Below are 19431 nucleotides of genomic sequence, written 5' to 3'. Positions count from 1 at the left end.
CCTGCGCGACGAACAGTGTGATCCCAAAGTCGTCGAGAGCATCATGGCCGACGAGAAGAGCTGCTGAGGCAAGACGGCCCTCGGCGGAACCTTACGCCGCAGTCGATTCTTTCATCCTTTTACTTGTCGTCTTGATGCTAACGTATCGTTCAAGCGTCTTGGCAAGGCTGTCTTGTGGTGCGGCTTCAATCTTAGCTGTCCTTGCTACATCTTCACCTTTCGATAGGCGTAACAGTAGCTCTTGAGCCTCTGTTCTAGCTTCTCTCAGACTCAGTAGGTCAACACTACCGATTTGTTTCCGTACAACCCGGCCACCACGAACCCGCTTTTCAACAAAATAAGAGGCTTCCCCCTTTGCAGTCACCTTGATACCAAAGCCACGCAGCGAGTCGTCCCGAATGAATTGAACCTTTCCTGTCGGTTGGATTTTGTTAAGGGTGGCTTGTGTGATGGGCTTAGCTGTTGGCATGAAAGTCTCTGGTGGATCAGTGATAGACGTTTGGTAGACGATGTATACTGATTTGTTAGTTGGTAGACATAAGAACAGTCAAGTTTTTAAGGGTGCGGGCGTGGTGGAACGGTAGACACAGGAGACTTAAAATCTCTAGGCCGAAAGGCCGTGCCGGTTCGAATCCGGCCGCCCGTACCAGAAAACCCTAAATAAACTGTATGACTTTCCCTGACTGTTCGCGCTTGTGCGTGAAAGTCGTGCTGCCGTGGAAAAAAGAAGTTGATCGACTCGGTCTGATGTGATCGTCTGACGATCATCGGCAAATCGACGCGCGCTGAGGGAGGAGGGCGCGCAGCGAAGCCGTCCCGGCGAACATGGGAGCATCGTCGCTTGATAAGGTGTGCAAGAGGGGCGCACCTGTCCCGGATATATCCGGTTTGCGGCTTGTGTGGGATGTTCCGCCGGTCTGACGGCTTGTTGATTTGCCGCCCGTTGGGCGTATGGCAGGACGCAGGGGTTCCTTGCGCCTGCCATCGTCTATGGGGCCTCCTTCTGCATGTTTTGCCCGACAGGGGCGTTTTGGTACTCACGAAGGAGATCGGCTTGGAGTTTACCATCCCCACCCGCCTGCGCGATTTGGCGGCCCGTACACGCAGCTTTATCGAGCAAGATATCATTCCCTTTGAAAAAGACCCGCGTTGGGGCGCGCATGGCCCGGACGAGGACATGCGGCAGGAGATGAACGCATTGGCCCGCAAGGCGGGTGTGTTTGCCCCCCATGCGCCCACAGAATTTGGCGGGTTGGGGCTGGGGCATCTGGACCGTGCCTTTGTGTTCGAGGAAGCGGGATATTCCATCCTTGGCCCTTCGGCGCTGCATTGCGGCGCCCCGGACGAGGGAAATGTGCATTTGCTCGAGGTCGTCGCAAACAGCCAGCAGCGCCGGGACTATCTGGAACCTTTGTGCCGGGGGGAACGATCCTGTTTTGCAATGACAGAACCGGGTGGAGCCGGGGCTGATCCGATGATGATGCAAACCACGGCAGAATTGACCGAGGATGGCTATGTCATCAACGGGCGCAAGTGGTTGATCACCGGGGCGCGGAACGCCAGCTTTATGATCATCATGGCGAAAACTGTGGGTTTGGGCGAACAGGACGGGGCAACCATGTTCCTGACCCGGCTGCCCCGCGAAGGAATCGTGATCGAGCGCGATATGAACACGATGGACAGCTCTTTTGCGGGCGGTCATTCCGTGATCCGGTTTGATAATCTGGTGCTTCAGAAAGAGGATATTCTGGGCGCACCGGGCGAAGGTTTCAAATATGCGCAGGTCCGTCTGGCCCCGGCGCGGTTGACCCATTGTATGCGTTGGCTGGGATCAGCACGGCGCGCGCATGACACTGCGGCCCGCTATGCCGCCAGCCGCCACGCGTTTGGCAAACCCTTGGGGGAACACGAAGGTGTAGGTTTCATGCTGGCGGATAATGAAATGGAAATGCGCAGCGCCCGCCTGTCGCTACAGCAGGCGGCTTGGGTACTGGATCAGGGGGAACGCGGAACGACTGAAAGCTCCATGGCCAAGGTGCAGTGTTCGGAAACCATCTGGAATGTGGTGGATCGGTCCATGCAGATTTTGGGTGGGGCCGGGATTACCGATGAAACCCCGGTCGAGCGTATTTTCCGCGAAGTCCGGGGATTCCGCATTTATGACGGCCCGTCCGAGGTGCATCGCTGGTCACTGGCCCGTAAGGTGCTGAAACAGGCCGGGCGCAACGCCTGATGAAAACGAGGTCACGCCTGCGGCGTGGCTTCTGCTTCCATCCAGATCGTGATCGGGCCATCATTCACCAAGGCCACGGCCATATCTGCGCCAAATTCGCCGGTTTCCACGGGAATTTCCTGTGCCTGTAATTGGCGCGCGAAATATTCATACAGCCGCTTGCCCTGCTCCGGCGGGGCGGCGGTGGAAAATCCGGGGCGGTTGCCGCGCGATGTGTCCGCCGCCAGCGTGAATTGGCTGACCACAAGCGCCGAGCCGCCGACATCGCGCAGGGATCGGTTCATTTTCCCTGCGTCATCTTTGAAAATCCGCAACTTGGCGATTTTCGCCGCCAGATGATCCGCCTGTGCTTCGGTGTCGCCGGACATGGCGCAAATCAGGATCAACAGCCCCGGTCCGGTCTGGCCGATCACTTGGCCATCGACTGTTACGCTGGCTTCGGTGACGCGTTGTAATAAGGCTCTCATACGGTTTCCTGCCTTTGGTAGAACGGTACTGTTATCCCCGCCAGTCGATCACTTCGGACAGATCGGCGCGATCTGTGCGGAAGGCGTTGGCCGGGTGGGATTTATCCTCGTAGCCAAAGGAAATGGCGCACAGGATCAGGCGATTCTCGGGGATGCCAAAGAAGTCGCGGACCGTGGGCGCGTGGGCGGCAATCGCGGCTTGGGCGATGCTGGCGACACCCGCAGCCTCGGCGGCGACGGTGAAGGCGGCGATGAACCCACCGCAATCCATTGCACCATACGGTCCCAAATCTACCTCGGATGTGACGATTGCCACATGGGGCGCACCGAACAGGCGGAAATTTTCCATCATTTGCTGACCCGAGGCCGCTCGATCCCCGCGCGTCACACCAACCGCATCATACAGTTGCAACCCGCAGGTGCGGCGGCGGTCCTGATATACGCCGACATATTGTTTGGGCCATTCCATATCCGGCGCGGGGCTTCCTGTGCTGGCGGCGGCAAAGATGGCATCGCGGAACCTGTCGGTTTCAGTGCCGCGCGTCACGTTCATGTGCCAGGGTTGCGAATTGCACCAGGTTGGCACCCGTCCGGCGGCTTGGGTGATTTTCTCAATCACGTCCTGCGGCACCTGATCGGGCAGGAACCCACGGCAGGAATGTCGTTTGTGCATCAGTGCATTGAATGTTTCGAAATCTGTCGTCATGTCGCGCTCCCCCAAGACATGTTATTGATTTTGGGCAATGAAATACCCGGCCACCCCGGCCACGATCAGCCCGACCCCCACCGCCAGCGCGATTTTCCACGCAGACCACGGGCGTTCACCCTGTACCCGGCCTGTTTGACCATTGACCACGAACCGATAGGTTTTACCACGGTATTTATAGGCCGCCAGCCAGACCGGCAGTAGGATATGCTTGAACGTAACATCGCTGATCTGGGTTTGAATATCGTGGATGCGCTGCTGATCGCCGCCAATATCAAACCGGACATCCCGTTCGATCACCCGGTTCATTTTGCCCCGCGCGATGTCAAAACCTTCGTCCAGTTCCACCGCATATCCTTCGGCACGGAACCCCGCCAGATATTGCGGTTGATATGGGGTCAGCGCGGATAAATCCCACGGTTCCAGCGCGTCGGTGTAGCGCGCGGGCAAACTGCGCGAGGCCAGCACCAACACATCGTCAAAGAACCGTGCCACACGTCCTGCGGCGGGGGTCCAGCGGATTTTGGCCACCTGCCGGGTTTCGCGTTTCCCATCCCGCATGACGGTTTCGGTTTCGTAGTAAATCGTCCCGCGTTCTCCGGAATAGCGGGATTTGGTGTCGGCGTCGAAGGTCCAGTAAGGCACATAGATGCCGTCCATTTTGCGACCTTTGCGGGCGTATTCCTGCAACCCGTTGGGGGCGAACCACAGCTTTCCCAACCAGCGGGTCATAGCATCGCGGGCCTGTTTTTCGGTCAGGACAAAGGGCAGCACGCCGCGCGGTTTGATATGGCGGTGCGTGCCGGTATCCGTGACAACGGGCGTGGCGCAGAATGGGCATTCCAGCGCATGAGTGGTTTCCGAAAACTCGACCTGTGCGCCGCAATTGGGGCATTTGGTGACGCGGGTTTCCTCGATCTCTTGGGCGGGCAGCAGGTTGTTCACCGCCTTTTGGAAGTCCAGTTCCCGGATCGCGGTTCCGGCCCACGGCCCTTGGTCCGTCACGGGTTGACTGTGGCCGCAATGATCGCACATCAACGCCCCTGCATTGGGATCATAGCGCAGATCGGCCCCGCATTGTTCGCAGGGAAAGCGGTGTTCGGTTTTATCGGTCATGCCTTATCCCCGTTTTTCCGCCCGCGTGTTCAAAGCTGACAATCTGCGCGACCTGTTGGGCTGTGGCGGATGTAAAACGAATGATATGGCAGAACAATCGCGTGCCTTCGCCAGCGCGTACCACCACCCCCGAGGCCGTTCCGGCCTTGCCGTGGCTGACCACCTGATCCACGCGGATGTCCTGACAGGCGGGCAGGGTGGCGCGGGTGGCCTGTATGGCGGTGCGGCCAGATATGGACCCGCCCGCCCGATCCCAGACTGCGCCTTCGGACAGTGCTGTGTCCGGCAAATCCCCCACACCCAGCAAAGCCAGCGCGATATCTTCGACGCGCTGGTTTTTCGGCGAATTGGCGCAGTCGGGGCTGCGTGTGATCTGAACCATATTTACCCCGCAGGCGGCGGGGGCGGGGGCAGGATGGTGAACAATTGCGCCAGTTCCTGCACGTCCTCGGCATGTTTCCAGCCATCTTGCCCGGCGGTCCAGACATAGGTTTCGCGCGCCAGGCTGCCATCTGCGGCCATCCGGCCCAATGACGCCTTGGAAAATGGACCCTTGGTTTGACCATCTTCGGCGATATGCCAGACCTTTTCCACCGGCGGCGGGGGCGGTGCGGCTGGGGTTGTCGGGGCTGCCGCCGCAGGGCGTGGCCCCCACGGGCCAGAATTGGCCATTTGCTGCGCCATCGCCATGCCCATTCCCATCCCCAGACCTGCGCCCATGCCGCCGTTTGGCGTTTGTGCAGCGGCGGTCATGGCTTCGGCGGCGGAATACTGGGTGAATTTCCCCAAATCGCCCGCCAATCCCATCGAGGTCCGCTTGTCCAGCGCCTCCTCGACCGCTGGGGGCAGGGAAATGTTTTCGATATACAGTTCGGGAATGGACAGGCCATATTCGGCAATCGTGCCGGAAATTTCGGTGGCGATCAGTTTGCCCAGATCAGCGGTATTCGCGGCCATATCCAGCACCGGAATACCAGACCCGGCAATCACGCGGGAAAATTCCTGTACAATGATGTTGCGGATCTGAAAGCTGATTTCATCCATCGTGAATTCGCCATCGGTCCCCACGATTTCCGTCAGGAATTTTGCCGGATCAGTGACGCGCACGGAATAGGTGCCATAAGCCCGCAGACGCACCGGGCCAAATTCCGGGTCGCGGCAGATAATCGGGTTCTTGGTGCCCCATTTCAGATCGTTGAACCGGGTGGTGCTGACGAAATAAATCTCGGATTTAAAGGGGGATTTGAACCCGTGATCCCAATGCTGAAGCGTAGTCAGGATCGGCATGTTGTTGGTTTCCAACATATACAGGCCGGGGGTGAACACGTCTGCCAGTTGTCCCTCGTGGACGAATACGGCGGATTGCCCTTCGCGGACGGTCAGCTTGGCGCCGTATTTGATTTCATGCCCTTCGCGTTCAAACCGCCAGACCATCGTATCGCGCGTGTCATCGACCCAATGGATGACATCAATAAACTCTCCGGTCAGGAAATCGAAAATACCCATGTCGGGCCTCCTTGGGTTAGCTGGACCCGCCCAGCAATTCGCGGGCGATCTGGCGGACGATGGGGCGGGCCTGTTCGGCGCTGATACCCGCCTGTAACCGCCTGTCATACAGAATCTTCAGCAACATTTCGTCATGTGTGGTCAGCAGGGCGAATTCATCATCATCGTTGAAAATGGATGGCCGCGCCTGCGGGCTGTCATTGGCCAGACCCAGCCCTTGTGCGATTTCTTCGTGGATGCAGGACTGGCGCAGCAGATCGGGATGTTCCGCCCGAATGATGGCAATGGCCTTGGCATAATTATGGTCGTTTTCGGCATCCGAAAACGCCAGCACAAGACAGTGTATCGCGCGGGGAATATCCTGCAAAAGCTGCATCGAGGCCGGATTGATATTGGGCACGATCTGGCGCACGCGCGACAGCGCGGCGGGGCGGTCGTCTTCGGAAACGATCAGAACATGGAAATTCGCGCCCTGTTCGCGCATTGAAATCGGATGCCCCGTCAGCCGGTTCAGACGATCCACATAGCCGCTGACGCTGGCGCGATCCTTGGCTTGCTGGTCTTTGGAAACCGTCAGGCCAAATTCCACGGACACCCGCACAGGCCCGTTCCAGCGGCGCAACGCCCCCGCATCACCGCGCGCGGCCCGCAATCCGGCACCGCGTTCATATTCATCGAAAAACGCGATCCTTTCAAAGTTCCGCGCCAGAATATCTGCGCTAAAGGGCGTGTCCGGCCCGCCGCCATCGGTGCGTAACAACCCTTGTGTCAGCAGATCGGCCTGCATCCGGGCATAGTATTTCGCCAAGGCCTGACTTTGGGCCGACTGGATATTCGTCGGCAGATCTGATGGGCGCGATTGCGGCGGGGTGCGGGGGGTGGTGTCGATACAGCCGGGCAGGGCCAGAACGGCCCCGGTGGCTGCGGCTTTGATAAGGGCGGACAGACGCACGGGATATTATGCCCCCGGCACGGCGGTGCCAGCGGTATCGCCCAGCCCGGTTTTGCGGGCTTTGGCGGCGGCCAGCGTGTCGCGCAATTCGTGTTCCATTTTCTTCAAATCCTCTTCGGCGGCGGCGCGCTTGGCCTTGCCTTCGTCCGCGATCTGAAGGCTTTCGTTGATCGTGGCGATCAGGTCGGCATTGGCTTGTTTAACCGCTTCGATGTCAAAGACCCCGCGTTCCATTTCTTCGCGGATCATCTTATTCGACTCGCGCAGGTTTTTGGCGTTCGCGGTCAGCAATTCATTGGTCAGATCATTGGCATCCCGCACGGCAGCGGCGGCTTCGGCGCTGCGCTGGATGGTGACGGCCTGTGCCAGTTGGGTTTCCCACAGCGGCACGGTGTTCACCAGCGTGGAATTGATTTTGGTCACCAGCGATTTGTCGTTTTCCTGTACCAGCCGGATCGAAGGCAGCGATTGCATCGTCACCTGACGGGTCAGTTTCAGGTCATGCACCCGGCGTTCCAGATCGTCGCGCGCCGCGCGCAGGTCGCGCAATTCCTGCGCTTTCATCACCTGATCTGCTTCGGGGGCGGCCTGAACCTCGGCTTCTTTTGCGGGGATGGTGGCGCTGTCCAGGTCTTTCAGCTTTGCCTCGCCCGCAGCGATATAGAGCGCCAGTTCATCATAGAACGCCAGCGTTTTCTGGTACAGCAGGTCCAGCGATTTGATGTCTTTCAACAGCTTATGTTCATGCCCCAGCAGATCATCCGTGACCTTGTCAATCTGGGCCTGAACCGTTTCAAACCGGGCGGTGAACTGGGCAAAGGGGGCGGCGCGTCCGATCAGCTTTTCCCACCAGCTTCGTTCCCGGCGCACGTCCAGTTCGCTGACGGCAAAGCCCCGGATCGTCGTCACGATCTGGCGCAGGCTGTCCCCGGCGGGGCCGACGTCCTTGTTGCGGACATCGGTCAGCATCGCTTGGGAGATTTCCTGCAATTCGGCCTGCGCGGCCGATCCGAAATTCACGATTGATCCGGTATCGCCCATGTCCAGTTCGTCCATGCGGGTGCGAATTTCTTCGGACACGGCGGGGGCGGCCTGTTCCAGCGAGATCACTTCCTCGGGCTGGGTCGGGTCCGGCAGAATGACGGCGTTGACTTCTTCGACCAGTGCCAGCGCATCCTGCGCTTTTTGCTGAACGGTTCCAGACATGAAAATTCCCTTCCGTATATGTTCCAACGGGTCGTTAATGCGAAGTGACACCTTCGCGTTTCAGGCGATCGCGCAGCACGTCAATTTCAATTGTCAGGTCGCTGCGGTCGTCCAGCAATAGCTTTCGGGTGCGGGCGGCAAAGTTTTGCTCAAGGTCATCCAGCAGGGCCGCATAATCGGCGCGGGCCTGTGCATCGGCGGTGCGGGCGTAAATGTCGGCGAATTTGATCGTCGCATCACGCGCCCCCATCAAATAAACTGACAGATATTTCCGCGCCGCTGTCAGGTCGCGGGGGTCGTTTTCGACGGTGCGAAACAGATCGCGGGCGGTGGTCTGGAACTGGTCCAGCCGTGCCATCATCTGACGGTCGCCTGCGCGTTTCATGGCTTCGGTCATGGCGGTCAGGTGCATTTCGGCCTCGTCCACGGCGCGGGCCACGCGGTCGGTTTGGAACATGTCCACGCCTTCCATTCCCTTGTCTTTCAGGGGGTCGGGACCAAAGGCCAGAAGATGCAGCGCCGCACCAATCACCAGATAGATCAGCGGGGCAAGCATTCCGCCAGTTGCGGCAAAACCCGCCAGCGCCAACCCCAGCCCTGTGAATATGCTGCCCGCGATTTTTCGTGGAAAGGCAGGGCGGCGGGCCACGCTGCGCGCGTCATAGGCTTCTTGGGCAATCAACCCTTCGCGGGTCAGCCATGCCGCCAGCAACAGCAGGCCAAGCGCGGCCAAATTCAGTGCCAATGCGGTGGGGCCATTGCCGAAGGCGGACCAGATCAGGGGTAGGGGGGCCAGAAACAGCAGGTTCACCCGCCCCCCGGCGCGGGTTCGGCGGGCGGCGCGAAAGCTGCCTTCGGGTTTTGTGCCGGGTTGCGGCGTGTCGCTTTCACCCTGCGGGCTGTATTTCCCGCCGTACCGTTGTGCCATCCTAAACGCCCCCCGCGACCGAGACATAAAGGATCAGTATGACAAGCAGGACAAAAGCCAGCTTTTTCAGACCGGTGTTAGACATCCGTTCCCCAAATCGCTATTGTGATATCGAAAGTAGGGGATCGGGGCGCGGCTTGCTAGGGGGAAGATTGCCCCAAGGGTGTCACTTGCGCCCCGGTCCGGGTTTTTCGCTGTGCGGGCGGCGTGGTGCGCCCGGTTTGGCGGCTTTGCCGGGGCGGTTGGGGTGTGTGGGCTTGCCATCGCGCTGCGGGCGCGTGGACAGGTCCGGCGCATCGGATTTGCCGCTGCGGTGGGGTTTGCCACCTGTGCGGCCCCCCGGTTTCCCGCCTGTTGGTTTGCCATCGGGGCCGCCGGGATTCGGGCGGCCGGGTTGGCCGGGGCCGCCGAACTGGCTTTTGCGCGGTTTGCGGCGGAGGCCGGGTTTGGGTTTGGCGTCGTCATCTTCCATCGCGGCCAGCCCTTCGCCATCCAGCCCCAGCTGATCGCGGACAACGCGGCGGCGGACTTCTTCGACCTCGCCGGGTTTCAATTGCCCTAACTGGAACGGCCCATAGGAGGTGCGGATCAGCCGGTTCACCGTAAACCCGATGGCTTCCATCGCGCGGCGGATTTCACGGTTTTTCCCTTCGCGCAGGCCCACGGTCAGCCACGCATTCGCGCCTTGCTGACGATCCAGCGACACGATCATCGGCAGATAGTTCACACCGTCGTGGGTGATGCCTTTGCGTAGCGGTTCCAGCTTTTCTTCGCTGACGCGACCATTGACCCGAACCCGGTATTTGCGCAGCCATCCGGTTGCGGGCAATTCCAGCTTGCGCTTTACCTCGCCGTCGTTGGTTAGCAGCAGCAACCCTTCGGAATTCAGGTCCAGCCGTCCCACGGACATCACGCGCGGCAGACCGTCAGGCAGTTTGTCGAAAATTGTGGCGCGGCCCTGTTCGTCCCGGTTGGTTGTCACCAGACCGGCGGGTTTATGATACAGCCAGACGCGGGCGGGTTCTGCGGCTTCCAGCGGTTTACCATCCACGGTGATCGTATCGCGGGCCGTCACATTCAGCGCGGGGCTGGTGATCTGTTTGCCGTTGACGGTCACGCGCCCTTCTTCGATCAGGCGCTCGGCCTCGCGGCGGCTGGCGCGGCCTGCGCGGGCGATGATTTTTGCAATGCGGTCGCCATCGGGTGAACTGTTGGTCATCGGGGTACGTCCTGAAAGGGGGCAAGCCTGTGAGGTATACCATTTCGCACCATTGCGAAAGCAGACAATGCAAGGCAAAGACAGGCTATGGTATTTCGCAGCTACATGGATCAGGCGCTGGAAGAAGCGCAGGCCGCCGCCGCCCGTGGCGAAGTGCCGGTGGGTGCCGTTCTGGTGTCGCCGGATGGCGGGGTCGTGGCGCGGGCGGGAAACCGGACGCGCGAATTGTCCGATCCCACGGCTCATGCCGAAATTCTGGTGATCCGCGCGGGATGCGCGGCGGCGCGCAGCGAACGTTTGCCGGGGTATGATTTATATGTGACGCTGGAACCGTGCCCCATGTGTGCCACCGCCATTTCAGCGGCGCGGATTGCACGGGTTTATTATGGCGCGGCAGATCCCAAAAGCGGGGGGGTGGCCCAAGGGCCGCGCATTTTCAGCCATCCGCAATGCCACCACGTTCCCGAAGTTTACGACGGGATTTCAGCGCGCGAGTCCGAAACGCTGTTGAAAGAGTTCTTTGCCGGACGGCGGTAAAGTTTTCTTGATATATATATGAATGTGTCGGACTGTTGCCTGACAGGACTGTGACAGGACCAATCTGAGGGAGGAAACGATGCGTCTTGACCGCTTACCCCGTTCCATTGCCGCGTTGGGGGCGGCGTTGCTGTTGTCAACGCAACTGGCATGGGCCGAACCCGCCGCGAAGGTGGCGATCCATGTTGACGAAGATAACGTGAAAACCATGAATATGGCGCTGAACAACGCAGCGAATATCGCCAAATACTACGAGAGCAAAGGGCAAGAGGTGGTGATTGAAATCGTCACTTACGGCCCCGGCCTGCATATGCTGCGCGAAGACACCTCGCCGGTCAAAGACCGGATCAGCACAATGGCATTGTCGATGGATAATATCCAGTTTTCGGCCTGCCTGAATACGGTTCAGTCGATGAAGCAGAAAACCCAGAAAGACGTGCCGCTGGTCAGCGAAGCACAGGTGGTTGATTCCGGTGCTGTGCGCCTGATGGAACTGCAATATCAGGGCTATGCCTATCTGCGTCCATAACGGGCGTTTGGCCCCGCCGGGTTTACCGTGGCGGGGCCAGTCAGATCACAGGACGATCACAGGGCGATCGGAACCATGACCTGCGGTTCGATCACGTCGACCCCGGTCAATTCTGCCTTCATCACATCCGCATTCTGTTCCAACAGCGGGAAGGTGCGGTAATGGCAGGGGATCACCGTCTTGAAATCAAAGAAGGTTTTCGCCGCATAGGACGCGCGTTTCATGTCCATCGTGAAATGCCCGCCGGAACACAGGATGCCAATATCCGGCTGGTGCAGGTCATTGAACACCTTCATATCCGCCATCACATCGGTGTCGCCGGAAACATAGATCGTATGGCCTTCGCCCGCGATCATATAGCCCGCTTCGGACCCGCAATAAACCGGGCCATGCGGGCCGGGCATGGACGAGGAATGTGTGGCGTTGACCATCGTAATCGCCACATCGCCCTGTTTCAGGGTGCCGCCCTTGTTAAAGCCAATGACAGAAACGCCTTCGGTGGCTTCCAGATGGGTCATCAGATCGTAAATACCGATCACCGGAATATTCAGGTCTTTGGCGATGGCCAGCGTGTCGCCTGTGTGATCCCCATGCCCATGCGTCACCAGAATCGCGGTGGCCCCTTTGATGGCGCATTCGCGGCTGTCTTGGGGAAACATCGGGTTTCCGGTCATCCACGGGTCCAGCAGCAAAACCTGATCCGCGATTTCGATTCGAAAGCCTGAATGGCCAAGCCATGTGATTTTCATGATATACCCTCTGTCGTGTCAGCTTTGGGGGAAGCCTAGCATGGGACGCGGGGTTGACCAGACCGGAAGTGTCGCCAACCGCCGGATGTGTGGCTGTCGTTCGGGCAATTCGGGTGGCGAAGGCATGTCCCCTATGCGGTTGTGCGCGGGCTGATGCTTGCGGAGAGCGGGCGCGGGCGTTAAACGCTTTCCCAACTGAAAAACGGAGACTTGCCGATGTCGATCGACACGCAGACCGCCGCCAAAGTGGCCAAACTGGCCCGGATCAAGGTGGAAGACGACGCACTGCCCGCGCTGGCGAACGAGTTCAACACCATTCTGGGCTTTATCGAACAGCTCAACGAGGTGAATGTCGAGGGTGTGGAACCCATGACCTCGGTCACGCCGCAACGGTTGAAGCGGCGCGAGGATGTCGTGACCGATGGCGACATGCAGGACAAGATTTTGAAAAATGCCCCCGACGCACGGGAAGGCTTCTTTGCGGTTCCGAAGGTGGTGGAATAATGTCTGATCTGAACAAACTGACTTTGGCAGAGGCCCGCGATAAGCTGCGGGCCAAGGACGTCACCAGTGTTGAACTGACCCAAGCCTGCCTGTCCGCGATTGATGCGGCAGGGGCGCTGAACGCCTTTGTCCACAAAACCCCTGAAATCGCGCTGGAACAGGCCCGTGCCGCCGATGCGCGTTTGGCGGCGGGCGATGCGCCTGCCATGTGTGGTCTGCCCGTGGGGATCAAGGATTTGTTCTGCACCAAGGGCGTTCCCAGTCAGGCCGCCAGCGCCATTCTGGAAGGGTTCAAGCCGGAATACGAATCCACCGTGACCTCGAAACTGTTTGATGCGGGTTCGGTCATGCTGGGCAAGCTGAACATGGATGAATTCGCCATGGGCAGTTCCAACGAAACCAGTGTTTATGGCAATGCGGTGAACCCGTGGCGCCGGGGCAATGACGATACCGCGCTGACGCCGGGCGGGTCTTCGGGTGGGTCGGCCAGTGCCGTGGCCGCCGATCTGTGCCTTGCGGCGACCGGCACCGATACGGGCGGGTCGATCCGTCAGCCCTGTGCCTTTACCGGCACGGTGGGGATCAAGCCGACCTATGGCCGGTGTTCGCGCTGGGGCATCGTGGCCTTTGCGTCGTCGCTGGATCAGGCCGGGCCGATGACCAAAACGGTGCGCGATGCGGCAATCATGCTGGAAGCGATGGCTGGCCATGACCCCAAGGATTCCACCAGCGCCGATTTGGCCGTCCCGAATTTCGAGGCAATGCTGACCGGCGACATCAAGGGCAAGAAGATTGGTATTCCCAAGGAATACCGTCTGGATGGCACCCCCGATGAAATCGTCAAACTGTGGGACGATGGCACCGCGATGTTGAAAGACGCCGGGGCTGAAATCGTGGACATCAGCCTGCCGCACACCAAATACGCGTTGCCCGCTTATTATGTGATTGCCCCGGCCGAGGCATCCTCGAATCTGGCCCGCTATGACGGTGTGCGCTATGGCCACCGCACCACGCTGGCCGCTGGTGATGGCATCACCGAAATGTACGAAAAAACCCGTGCCGAAGGCTTTGGGCACGAGGTTCAGCGCCGCGTGATGGTTGGCACCTATGTGCTGTCTGCCGGGTTCTACGACGCCTATTACAACCGCGCCCGCCGGGTGCGTGCGCTGATCAAGAAAGACTTCGACGATGTCTTCGCCGCAGGTGTCGACGCGATCCTGACCCCGGCCACCCCGTCGGCGGCCTTTGGTCTGGGCGAGATGAATGACGAAGATCCGGTGAAAATGTACCTCAACGACGTGTTTACCGTGACGGTGAACCTTGCCGGTCTGCCGGGGATCAGCGTGCCAACGGGGGTTGACGCCCAAGGGCTGCCGCTGGGGCTGCAATTGATCGGTCGCCCGTGGGAAGAGGGCGATTTGCTGAATACCGCTTATGCGCTGGAACAGGCTGCCGGTTTTGTGGCCAAGCCGGGGCGTTGGTGGTAAAACCACGGAAAACAAGATCGGGCAGGGTGATCTGAATGCGGTATCTTCTTTGTGGTGTGGCCTTCTTGGGGCTGGTGGCATGTGAACCGACGGTTCCCGACAGTGCGGCGGGCGTGGGGTTTGGCAGCTACGCAGACTATCGTAAGTCGCAGACGCAGCGGGATGCCGCATTGAACGGACAGTCTTTGCCCGCTCCCTTGGCGGTGTCCGAGGAACAATTGGATGCCAGCCGCACGGGCCTGTCAGGTAGCGTGCCTGCGGCGGCCCCCACCCCTGCTGGCGGAAATCAGGCGGACGAGGCAGAAAGGATCGCGGCGGAAACTGCTGCTGCGCTGAATTCAGGGGTTACGCCGGTTCAGGCCAGCCCGTCCAATCCTGCGCCGGTTCCGATGGATCATCCGGGCCTGTCATCTGAAAATGATTTCAAAACGGTGTCCACCGAACGTAGCATCGAAAGCGATGCCGAACGGCTGGCCCGCAATCGTGCGCAATACGAAGTGGTGCAGCCCACCGCCGTTCCCACCCGCGCCGCAGGGACCGGGCCGAATATCGTGGAATATGCCCTGAAAACCAACAACCCCATCGGGACGCAGATTTATACCCGATCCCCGCTCAGTACACGCGCGCGGGCTGAACGGAACTGTGGCAAATACCCATCGCCGGATATGGCGCAGTTGGAATTTCTGGGCCGTGGCGGGCCAGAGCGGGACCGTCTGGGGTTGGACCCGGATGGGGATGGCTATGCCTGTGATTGGGATCCGCGCCCGTTCCGCAAGGCTTCTGGCGGATAAACGCGGTGCATGACACCACGCATCCGATGGTGATACAACATCCGTCGCCAAATTTCGGGGCGCGGCGGGGGGCAGTGCAGCCTGATATGGTGGTGCTGCATTACACGGCGATTCCCTGCGCCGCATCGCTGGAACGTTTGTGCGATCCGCAGGCCGAGGTTTCCGCTCATTATCTGATTTCCGAAACCGGGCGTATCTGGCAACTGGTCCCCGAGGACAAACGCGCCTGGCACGCAGGGGCGGGCAAATGGGGCAGCGTCACCGATGTGAATTCGCATTCGATCGGGATTGAACTGGTTAATCTGGGAACGCATCCGTTTGCCGAACCACAGATGGCGGCGCTGGAATGGTTGCTGGCCGGGATCATGCAGCGGTGGGCGATCCGGCCCGAACGGGTGATTGGCCATTCCGATATGGCCCCGGATCGAAAATCCGACCCCGGCCCGCGATTTGACTGGCACAGGCTGGCGCGGCAGGGATTGGCGGTCTGGCCGGATGTATGCCGCGCCGACCTTCGTGGCGAAGAAGGCTGGAGCGCCGAAACGATCCTTCAGATGGGGCAGGCCTTGCGCCGCTTTGGGTATGTCATGCCGGATAACGATATGGCCCCCTTGCACGTCTATCACGCGTTCTGTGACCGCTTCGGCTGTGGTGGTGCTGAAAACCGGGGTTATGCGATTGCAATGGCCCGTGATCTGGCCGCACGCTTCCCCGTTGACCGGGACGTTCCAAACGCCTAAGTCACCCCTGCGCGGAAGGCTGGATGGCCGCTTGTGCCGGGATACCGGCGCGGGAGGAAAGTCCGGACTCCACAAGGCAAGGGTGCCGGGTAACGCCCGGCGGGGGCAACCCCAGGGAAAGCGCCACAGAAAACAGACCGCCCCTGTCCGCAGGGGTCAGGGTGAAACGGTAGGGTAAGAGCCTACCGCGGGACTGGCAACAGGACCGGCACGGCAAGCCCCACCCGGAGCAATGCCGAATAGGGACCTCGCGCGGGGTTGATCGGGTTCGCCCGATATCGCCGCAGGGTAGGCTTTGGCCCAGAGGTCCGGGTTGGCAGCTATAGGCGCGTTGGTAACAGCGCGTTCAGATGAATGGTCATCCAGAGGGGGCAACCCCTTGGACAGAATCCGGCTTACAGGCCTTCCGCGCATATTCCTGTTGGTTTTCTGGATTTCCCTGTTGGCGGTTGGGGGCTTTGCGCCCATCATGGGCTGGGCGCGGCTTTTCATGAAGGGAGATAGAATATGAGTTTTGTTCGCACTTTGGCCACTTTGGCGATTGGCTTCGCGGCGGCACGCGGGGTTGATAAATTCCGTAAAATGGGTGGCCTTGATGGCGTTAAGGATGCTTTGCGCAAAGCGGGCGAAGACGACGGTTTGGGTGGCCAGTTGGGCGAAATGGCCGAAAAATTCGGGGTGCCGGGCGGTAAGGCCACATTGCAACAGATAATGGGCAACTTTGGTCAGCACGCCGCACAGGGAACCGAGGCGGCAGAGGCAGGTTTCGGCAACCTGATGTCTGCGATGACAGGCGCGGCAGCGGCTGGTGCTGGCGGGATGTCGTCAATGTTCGAGGCGATGACAGCAGGCACCCCGATGGGAGCCGCAGCCGAAGAAAACGCCCGCCTGATGATCCGCGCGATGATACAGGCGGCCAAGGCGGACGGTGAAATCGACCCGGCAGAGCGCAAGGCGATTCTGGATCATCTGGGGGATGCGTCAGAAGAAGAAATCGCCTTTGTTCAGGCCGCGCTGGATGCCGAGGTGGACCCGATGGCGCTGGCACAAGACACCAGCGACACCGCCAAGGCACAGGTGTATTCGGCGGCGCTGATGGCGATTACGGTGAACACCGACGCGGAGCGGCACTATCTGTCCTCGTTGGCTACAGCATTGGGGCTGGAGGCCGACAAGGTTGCCGAAATCCATGCGGCAATGGGAAAACCCGCCCTTTGACAGTGGGCCGCCGGGGTTCTTTTGATGGGTTTTTGTGGCTCTGTCGTCTTTCCGCAGAAATGCTGTTGACTCGGGAACAGGAACCCTTAAAAGGCAGGCTTCAAGGATTCCACGGGCGGCCCGACTGACCCGTATCGAACTAGACTGGAGTTTTAAAATGGCGAAGCCGACGACGATCAAAATCCGTCTGAACTCGACCGCAGGCACGGGCCACTTCTATGTGACCAAGAAAAATGCCCGCACCATGACCGAGAAGATGACTGTACGCAAATACGACCCGGTTGTGCGTAAGCATGTCGAATACAAAGAAGGCAAGATCAAGTAATCTGATCTGCTTGTCTTTGACGCTGGGGGCCACGCATTGCGTGGCCTTTTGCGTTTGGGACACCCGCAGGGCCACAGACAGGGCTACCGTGCGGATAGGAATGCGCCAAAAGAAAAGGGCCGGTCGTTGTGACCGGCCCTTTCTTATGTTCTGCCTGTGGCGTGCTTATTCGCGATTGCCCAGCAGTTGCAGCAGGAACATGAACAGGTTGATGAAGTCCATGTACAGGTTCAGCGCGCCCATGATGGCGGCTTTGCCCAGCCATTCGCTATCGCCGTGATGGGCATGGGCCAGATAGGTGTTCTTGATGTTCTGCGTGTCATAGGCGGTCAGACCCGCGAAGATCAGCACACCCAGAATGGTGATCGCAAAATGGATCGCAGGCGAACCCAGGAACATGTTGATGATCGAGGCGACCAGAATACCGATTACGCCCATGATCAGGAACGACCCCATGCCTGACAGGTCTTTCTTGGTGGTGTAGCCGACCAGCGACAGACCCGCGAAGGAAATCGCGGTCACAAGGAACACCTGCGCGATGGAAAACCCGGTGAATACCGCGAAAATCCAGCTCAGCGACAGGCCCATAACAGCGGCAAACGCAAAGAAGAACAGTTGCGCCCCGGCTGCCGACAGGCGGTTGATGGCCGCGCCAAAGGCAAACACCATGATCAGCGGTGCGAACATCACGACCCAGCCCAGAATGTTGGGTTGCAGGGTCATCGGGTCGCGCAGCATCCCCAGCAGGGCAGGGGCGGTGCCAACAGCCCAAGCCACGGCGAAGGTGATCAACATGCCTACGGACATGGTGCCGTAGACCTTGTTCATGTGGGCGCGCAGCCCTTCGTCAATCTGGGCGGCGCGGGTCCCGGCCGCCGTCCGGATCGTGTTATAGTCAGCCATCGAAACTCTCCGTTGCATATCTGTGTTACCCCGTTGGGCGGGGGATTGTTCAAAATATCGGTGAGCAAGCGCCTGTTTTCAAGGCTTTCGGGGGCATATCGCGCGGTTTTTTCCTGTTATGCCCGCCAGTTGTCCGGTGCATCCCAAAAGGCGCGTTTCGCCTCGTGCATAGCTTCGGCGCGGGTAATTCCGATGTCCCGCAGGGTTGCGTCGTCCAGTTGGGCCAACCGGGCGCGTTGACGGGAAAGGCCAATAGCAGCTTTCAGGCGTGACATCAGGCTGGGGCGGCTACGCCCCATTGCAACGGTGATGCGGTGTGAGCTATGCGCGGGTATCATATCAGTATTTCCTTTTTGTGATGACTCTCGTCGTTTGTATCATTTCTGTTGATGTATATGGGGAAATGTGATCCATTTTGGAAATGAATGTTTATGACTGCTTGAATCAAATTTGGTGATGGAATGCGAAATCTGGACGTAACGACCCTGCGGTCTTTCGTGGCGGTGGCGGAACTGGGCGGCGTGACGCGGGCCGCCGGGGTGCTGAACCTGACGCAATCCGCGGTGTCGATGCAGTTGAAACGGTTAGAGGAATTGCTGGGCGTCCCGCTGATGGATCGGTCCAACCGGGCGATTGGGTTGACGGCGGCGGGGGAACAGTTGCTGAGCTACGCGCGCCGGATCGTCGACCTGAATGACGAGGTAATGGCCCGCCTGACAGATCAGGTGTTCGAGGGGGAAATCGTTTTGGGTGTGCCGCATGACATCGTCTATCCGGCGGTGCCGCAGGTGTTGCAGCGGTTTGCCACCCAATTCCCTCGGATGAAGGTGAATTTGGTGACTTCGTTCACCCGAGAGCTAAAGGCACAGTTCCGGCGCGGCGAATGCGATGTGATTCTGACGACCGAGGCAGGGCTGGATATTGGTGGCGAAACCTTGACGACCAAGCCGCTGAAATGGATCGGGGCGCCCGGCGGGTCGGCGTGGAAACAGCGCCCTTTGCGGCTGGCGTTCGGTCGGTTTTGCATTTTCCGGGCGGGCGCGATTGCGGCGCTGGGCGAAGCCGGAGTGGATTGGGAAATGGCGGTCGAAACCGAATCTGACCGCACGATCGAGGCAACCGTGAGCGCCGATCTGGCAATTCACACCATGATTGAAGGCACCGAACCCCGGCATCTGGAACAGATCGACCACGGCGGGCAACTGCCGGACCTGACCGTGCAGCAAATCAACATGTACGCGTCAGACAAGGGCCGCAAAGAGGTGATGCGCCACCTGACCGATATGTTGCGGCAAGCCTTTAAGATGATGTAACC

At 59.6% G+C, this 19431-nt stretch carries 23 protein-coding genes, 1 tRNA gene and 1 other RNA gene; 12 read left to right on the top strand and 13 right to left on the bottom strand.

The annotated features are described in order from the left end of the window. Positions 1–91: 91 nt before the first annotated feature. Positions 92–469 (bottom strand): Arm DNA-binding domain-containing protein, encoded by a 378-nt coding sequence (locus FN828_RS10625; RefSeq protein ID WP_142493381.1) that lies wholly within the window; start codon positions 467–469, stop codon positions 92–94. Between the two features lie 94 nt (positions 470–563). On the opposite strand from FN828_RS10625, the gene FN828_RS10620 reads away from it, so the two are divergent. Next, positions 564–649: transfer RNA gene (locus FN828_RS10620), tRNA-Leu, on the top strand. Positions 650–1054: 405 nt separating this feature from the next. Then, positions 1055–2233, top strand: coding sequence for an acyl-CoA dehydrogenase family protein (locus FN828_RS10615; RefSeq protein WP_142493380.1), 1179 nt, complete (start codon positions 1055–1057; stop codon positions 2231–2233). Positions 2234–2244: 11 nt separating this feature from the next. On the opposite strand, the gene dtd is transcribed toward FN828_RS10615, so the two are convergent. From dtd to FN828_RS10570, 9 genes are all read right to left on the bottom strand, one after another. Next, positions 2245–2700 (bottom strand): D-aminoacyl-tRNA deacylase, encoded by a 456-nt coding sequence (gene dtd / locus FN828_RS10610; RefSeq protein WP_142493379.1) that lies wholly within the window; start codon positions 2698–2700, stop codon positions 2245–2247. Positions 2701–2731: 31 nt separating this feature from the next. Then, positions 2732–3406, bottom strand: coding sequence for a nitroreductase family protein (locus tag FN828_RS10605; protein WP_142493378.1), 675 nt, complete (start codon positions 3404–3406; stop codon positions 2732–2734). Positions 3407–3427: 21 nt separating this feature from the next. Then, positions 3428–4522, bottom strand: coding sequence for a TFIIB-type zinc finger domain-containing protein (locus FN828_RS10600; RefSeq protein WP_142493377.1), 1095 nt, complete (start codon positions 4520–4522; stop codon positions 3428–3430). Beyond that, positions 4512–4904 (bottom strand): hypothetical protein, encoded by a 393-nt coding sequence (locus FN828_RS10595; RefSeq protein WP_142493376.1) that lies wholly within the window; start codon positions 4902–4904, stop codon positions 4512–4514. The genes FN828_RS10600 and FN828_RS10595 overlap by 11 nt, the downstream gene beginning before the upstream one ends. Before the next feature lie 2 nt (positions 4905–4906). Then, positions 4907–6028 (bottom strand): SPFH domain-containing protein, encoded by a 1122-nt coding sequence (locus tag FN828_RS10590; protein ID WP_142493375.1) that lies wholly within the window; start codon positions 6026–6028, stop codon positions 4907–4909. 16 nt (positions 6029–6044) lie between these two features. After that, positions 6045–6980 (bottom strand): DUF2927 domain-containing protein, encoded by a 936-nt coding sequence (locus tag FN828_RS10585; protein WP_408033801.1) that lies wholly within the window; start codon positions 6978–6980, stop codon positions 6045–6047. A gap of 6 nt (positions 6981–6986) precedes the next feature. After that, the gene (locus tag FN828_RS10580) at positions 6987–8186 is read right to left on the bottom strand and encodes a toxic anion resistance protein (protein ID WP_142493374.1); all 1200 of its coding nucleotides are present in this window, start codon (positions 8184–8186) and stop codon (positions 6987–6989) included. Positions 8187–8220: 34 nt separating this feature from the next. Next, the gene (locus tag FN828_RS10575; RefSeq protein ID WP_142493373.1) at positions 8221–9114 is read right to left on the bottom strand and encodes a 5-bromo-4-chloroindolyl phosphate hydrolysis family protein; all 894 of its coding nucleotides are present in this window, start codon (positions 9112–9114) and stop codon (positions 8221–8223) included. Between the two features lie 166 nt (positions 9115–9280). Then, positions 9281–10333, bottom strand: coding sequence for a pseudouridine synthase (locus FN828_RS10570; protein WP_142493372.1), 1053 nt, complete (start codon positions 10331–10333; stop codon positions 9281–9283). Between the two features lie 87 nt (positions 10334–10420). Between FN828_RS10570 and FN828_RS10565 the strand changes: the two genes are divergently transcribed. Together FN828_RS10565 and FN828_RS10560 are read left to right on the top strand one after the other, a co-directional pair. After that, the gene (locus FN828_RS10565) at positions 10421–10870 is read left to right on the top strand and encodes a nucleoside deaminase (protein WP_142493371.1); all 450 of its coding nucleotides are present in this window, start codon (positions 10421–10423) and stop codon (positions 10868–10870) included. 79 nt (positions 10871–10949) lie between these two features. Next, the gene (locus FN828_RS10560; RefSeq protein WP_142493370.1) at positions 10950–11399 is read left to right on the top strand and encodes a DsrE family protein; all 450 of its coding nucleotides are present in this window, start codon (positions 10950–10952) and stop codon (positions 11397–11399) included. 56 nt (positions 11400–11455) lie between these two features. On the opposite strand, the gene FN828_RS10555 is transcribed toward FN828_RS10560, so the two are convergent. Then, entirely contained in the window at positions 11456–12148 is a 693-nt protein-coding gene (locus FN828_RS10555; RefSeq protein ID WP_142493369.1) for a metal-dependent hydrolase, read from the bottom strand. A gap of 216 nt (positions 12149–12364) precedes the next feature. Here FN828_RS10555 and gatC point away from each other — a divergent pair, with 216 nt between their 5' ends. The 7 genes from gatC to rpmG all read left to right on the top strand — a co-directional run bounded on the left by gatC (position 12365) and on the right by rpmG (position 17213). Then, positions 12365–12652: an Asp-tRNA(Asn)/Glu-tRNA(Gln) amidotransferase subunit GatC gene (gene gatC / locus FN828_RS10550; protein WP_142493368.1), complete on the top strand. Its 288-nt coding sequence runs from the start codon at positions 12365–12367 to the stop codon at positions 12650–12652. Continuing rightward, the gene (gene gatA / locus FN828_RS10545) at positions 12652–14139 is read left to right on the top strand and encodes an Asp-tRNA(Asn)/Glu-tRNA(Gln) amidotransferase subunit GatA (protein WP_142493367.1); all 1488 of its coding nucleotides are present in this window, start codon (positions 12652–12654) and stop codon (positions 14137–14139) included. The genes gatC and gatA overlap by 1 nt, the downstream gene beginning before the upstream one ends. A gap of 35 nt (positions 14140–14174) precedes the next feature. Next, the gene (locus FN828_RS10540; protein ID WP_142493366.1) at positions 14175–14930 is read left to right on the top strand and encodes a hypothetical protein; all 756 of its coding nucleotides are present in this window, start codon (positions 14175–14177) and stop codon (positions 14928–14930) included. 26 nt (positions 14931–14956) lie between these two features. After that, positions 14957–15670 carry an N-acetylmuramoyl-L-alanine amidase gene (locus FN828_RS10535; protein ID WP_235891457.1) on the top strand — a complete coding sequence of 238 codons (714 nt, stop codon included), beginning with the start codon at positions 14957–14959 and terminating at the stop codon, positions 15668–15670. Positions 15671–15681: 11 nt separating this feature from the next. Continuing rightward, positions 15682–16084: RNase P RNA component class A (gene rnpB / locus FN828_RS10530), an RNA gene on the top strand. 93 nt (positions 16085–16177) lie between these two features. Then, positions 16178–16888: a DUF533 domain-containing protein gene (locus tag FN828_RS10525; RefSeq protein ID WP_142493365.1), complete on the top strand. Its 711-nt coding sequence runs from the start codon at positions 16178–16180 to the stop codon at positions 16886–16888. 157 nt (positions 16889–17045) lie between these two features. Then, positions 17046–17213, top strand: coding sequence for a 50S ribosomal protein L33 (gene rpmG, locus FN828_RS10520; protein WP_007799108.1), 168 nt, complete (start codon positions 17046–17048; stop codon positions 17211–17213). Positions 17214–17378: 165 nt separating this feature from the next. On the opposite strand, the gene FN828_RS10515 is transcribed toward rpmG, so the two are convergent. Then, a complete protein-coding gene (locus FN828_RS10515) occupies positions 17379–18116 on the bottom strand; it encodes a Bax inhibitor-1/YccA family protein (RefSeq protein WP_142493364.1) in 738 nt (245 codons plus the stop codon). 116 nt (positions 18117–18232) lie between these two features. After that, complete coding sequence (locus tag FN828_RS10510; RefSeq protein ID WP_142493363.1) at positions 18233–18454, bottom strand: DUF1127 domain-containing protein; 222 nt, start codon at positions 18452–18454, stop codon at positions 18233–18235. A 123-nt stretch (positions 18455–18577) separates the two neighbouring features. Between FN828_RS10510 and FN828_RS10505 the strand changes: the two genes are divergently transcribed. Then, positions 18578–19429, top strand: a complete 852-nt coding sequence (locus tag FN828_RS10505) for a LysR family transcriptional regulator (RefSeq protein WP_142493362.1) — start codon at positions 18578–18580, stop codon at positions 19427–19429. The last annotated feature ends 2 nt before the right edge of the window (positions 19430–19431 follow it).

This window comes from Thalassovita litoralis (assembly GCF_900182725.1).
GTDB lineage: Bacteria > Pseudomonadota > Alphaproteobacteria > Rhodobacterales > Rhodobacteraceae > Thalassobius > Thalassobius litoralis.
The sequence above is the reverse complement of the archived record's forward strand: the minus strand, read 5'-3'. Positions and strand labels throughout refer to the sequence as shown.

Bases quoted from the DNA above. Each gene is read 5' to 3' on its own strand.
- FN828_RS10510 (WP_142493363.1), bottom strand. From the start codon at position 18,454: ATGATACCCGCGCATAGCTCACACCGCATCACCGTTGCAATGGGGCGT.
- FN828_RS10525 (WP_142493365.1), top strand. From the start codon at position 16,178: ATGAGTTTTGTTCGCACTTTGGCCACTTTGGCGATTGGCTTCGCGGCG.
- FN828_RS10540 (WP_142493366.1), top strand. From the start codon at position 14,175: ATGCGGTATCTTCTTTGTGGTGTGGCCTTCTTGGGGCTGGTGGCATGT.
- FN828_RS10590 (WP_142493375.1), bottom strand. From the start codon at position 6,028: ATGGGTATTTTCGATTTCCTGACCGGAGAGTTTATTGATGTCATCCAT.
- dtd (WP_142493379.1), bottom strand. From the start codon at position 2,700: ATGAGAGCCTTATTACAACGCGTCACCGAAGCCAGCGTAACAGTCGAT.
- FN828_RS10625 (WP_142493381.1), bottom strand. From the start codon at position 469: ATGCCAACAGCTAAGCCCATCACACAAGCCACCCTTAACAAAATCCAA.
- FN828_RS10515 (WP_142493364.1), bottom strand. From the start codon at position 18,116: ATGGCTGACTATAACACGATCCGGACGGCGGCCGGGACCCGCGCCGCC.
- FN828_RS10575 (WP_142493373.1), bottom strand. From the start codon at position 9,114: ATGGCACAACGGTACGGCGGGAAATACAGCCCGCAGGGTGAAAGCGAC.
- FN828_RS10600 (WP_142493377.1), bottom strand. From the start codon at position 4,522: ATGACCGATAAAACCGAACACCGCTTTCCCTGCGAACAATGCGGGGCC.
- FN828_RS10565 (WP_142493371.1), top strand. From the start codon at position 10,421: ATGGTATTTCGCAGCTACATGGATCAGGCGCTGGAAGAAGCGCAGGCC.
- FN828_RS10605 (WP_142493378.1), bottom strand. From the start codon at position 3,406: ATGACGACAGATTTCGAAACATTCAATGCACTGATGCACAAACGACAT.
- FN828_RS10535 (WP_235891457.1), top strand. From the start codon at position 14,957: ATGGTGATACAACATCCGTCGCCAAATTTCGGGGCGCGGCGGGGGGCA.
- FN828_RS10560 (WP_142493370.1), top strand. From the start codon at position 10,950: ATGCGTCTTGACCGCTTACCCCGTTCCATTGCCGCGTTGGGGGCGGCG.
- FN828_RS10505 (WP_142493362.1), top strand. From the start codon at position 18,578: ATGCGAAATCTGGACGTAACGACCCTGCGGTCTTTCGTGGCGGTGGCG.
- FN828_RS10555 (WP_142493369.1), bottom strand. From the start codon at position 12,148: ATGAAAATCACATGGCTTGGCCATTCAGGCTTTCGAATCGAAATCGCG.
- rpmG (WP_007799108.1), top strand. From the start codon at position 17,046: ATGGCGAAGCCGACGACGATCAAAATCCGTCTGAACTCGACCGCAGGC.
- gatA (WP_142493367.1), top strand. From the start codon at position 12,652: ATGTCTGATCTGAACAAACTGACTTTGGCAGAGGCCCGCGATAAGCTG.
- FN828_RS10570 (WP_142493372.1), bottom strand. From the start codon at position 10,333: ATGACCAACAGTTCACCCGATGGCGACCGCATTGCAAAAATCATCGCC.
- FN828_RS10595 (WP_142493376.1), bottom strand. From the start codon at position 4,904: ATGGTTCAGATCACACGCAGCCCCGACTGCGCCAATTCGCCGAAAAAC.
- gatC (WP_142493368.1), top strand. From the start codon at position 12,365: ATGTCGATCGACACGCAGACCGCCGCCAAAGTGGCCAAACTGGCCCGG.
- FN828_RS10580 (WP_142493374.1), bottom strand. From the start codon at position 8,186: ATGTCTGGAACCGTTCAGCAAAAAGCGCAGGATGCGCTGGCACTGGTC.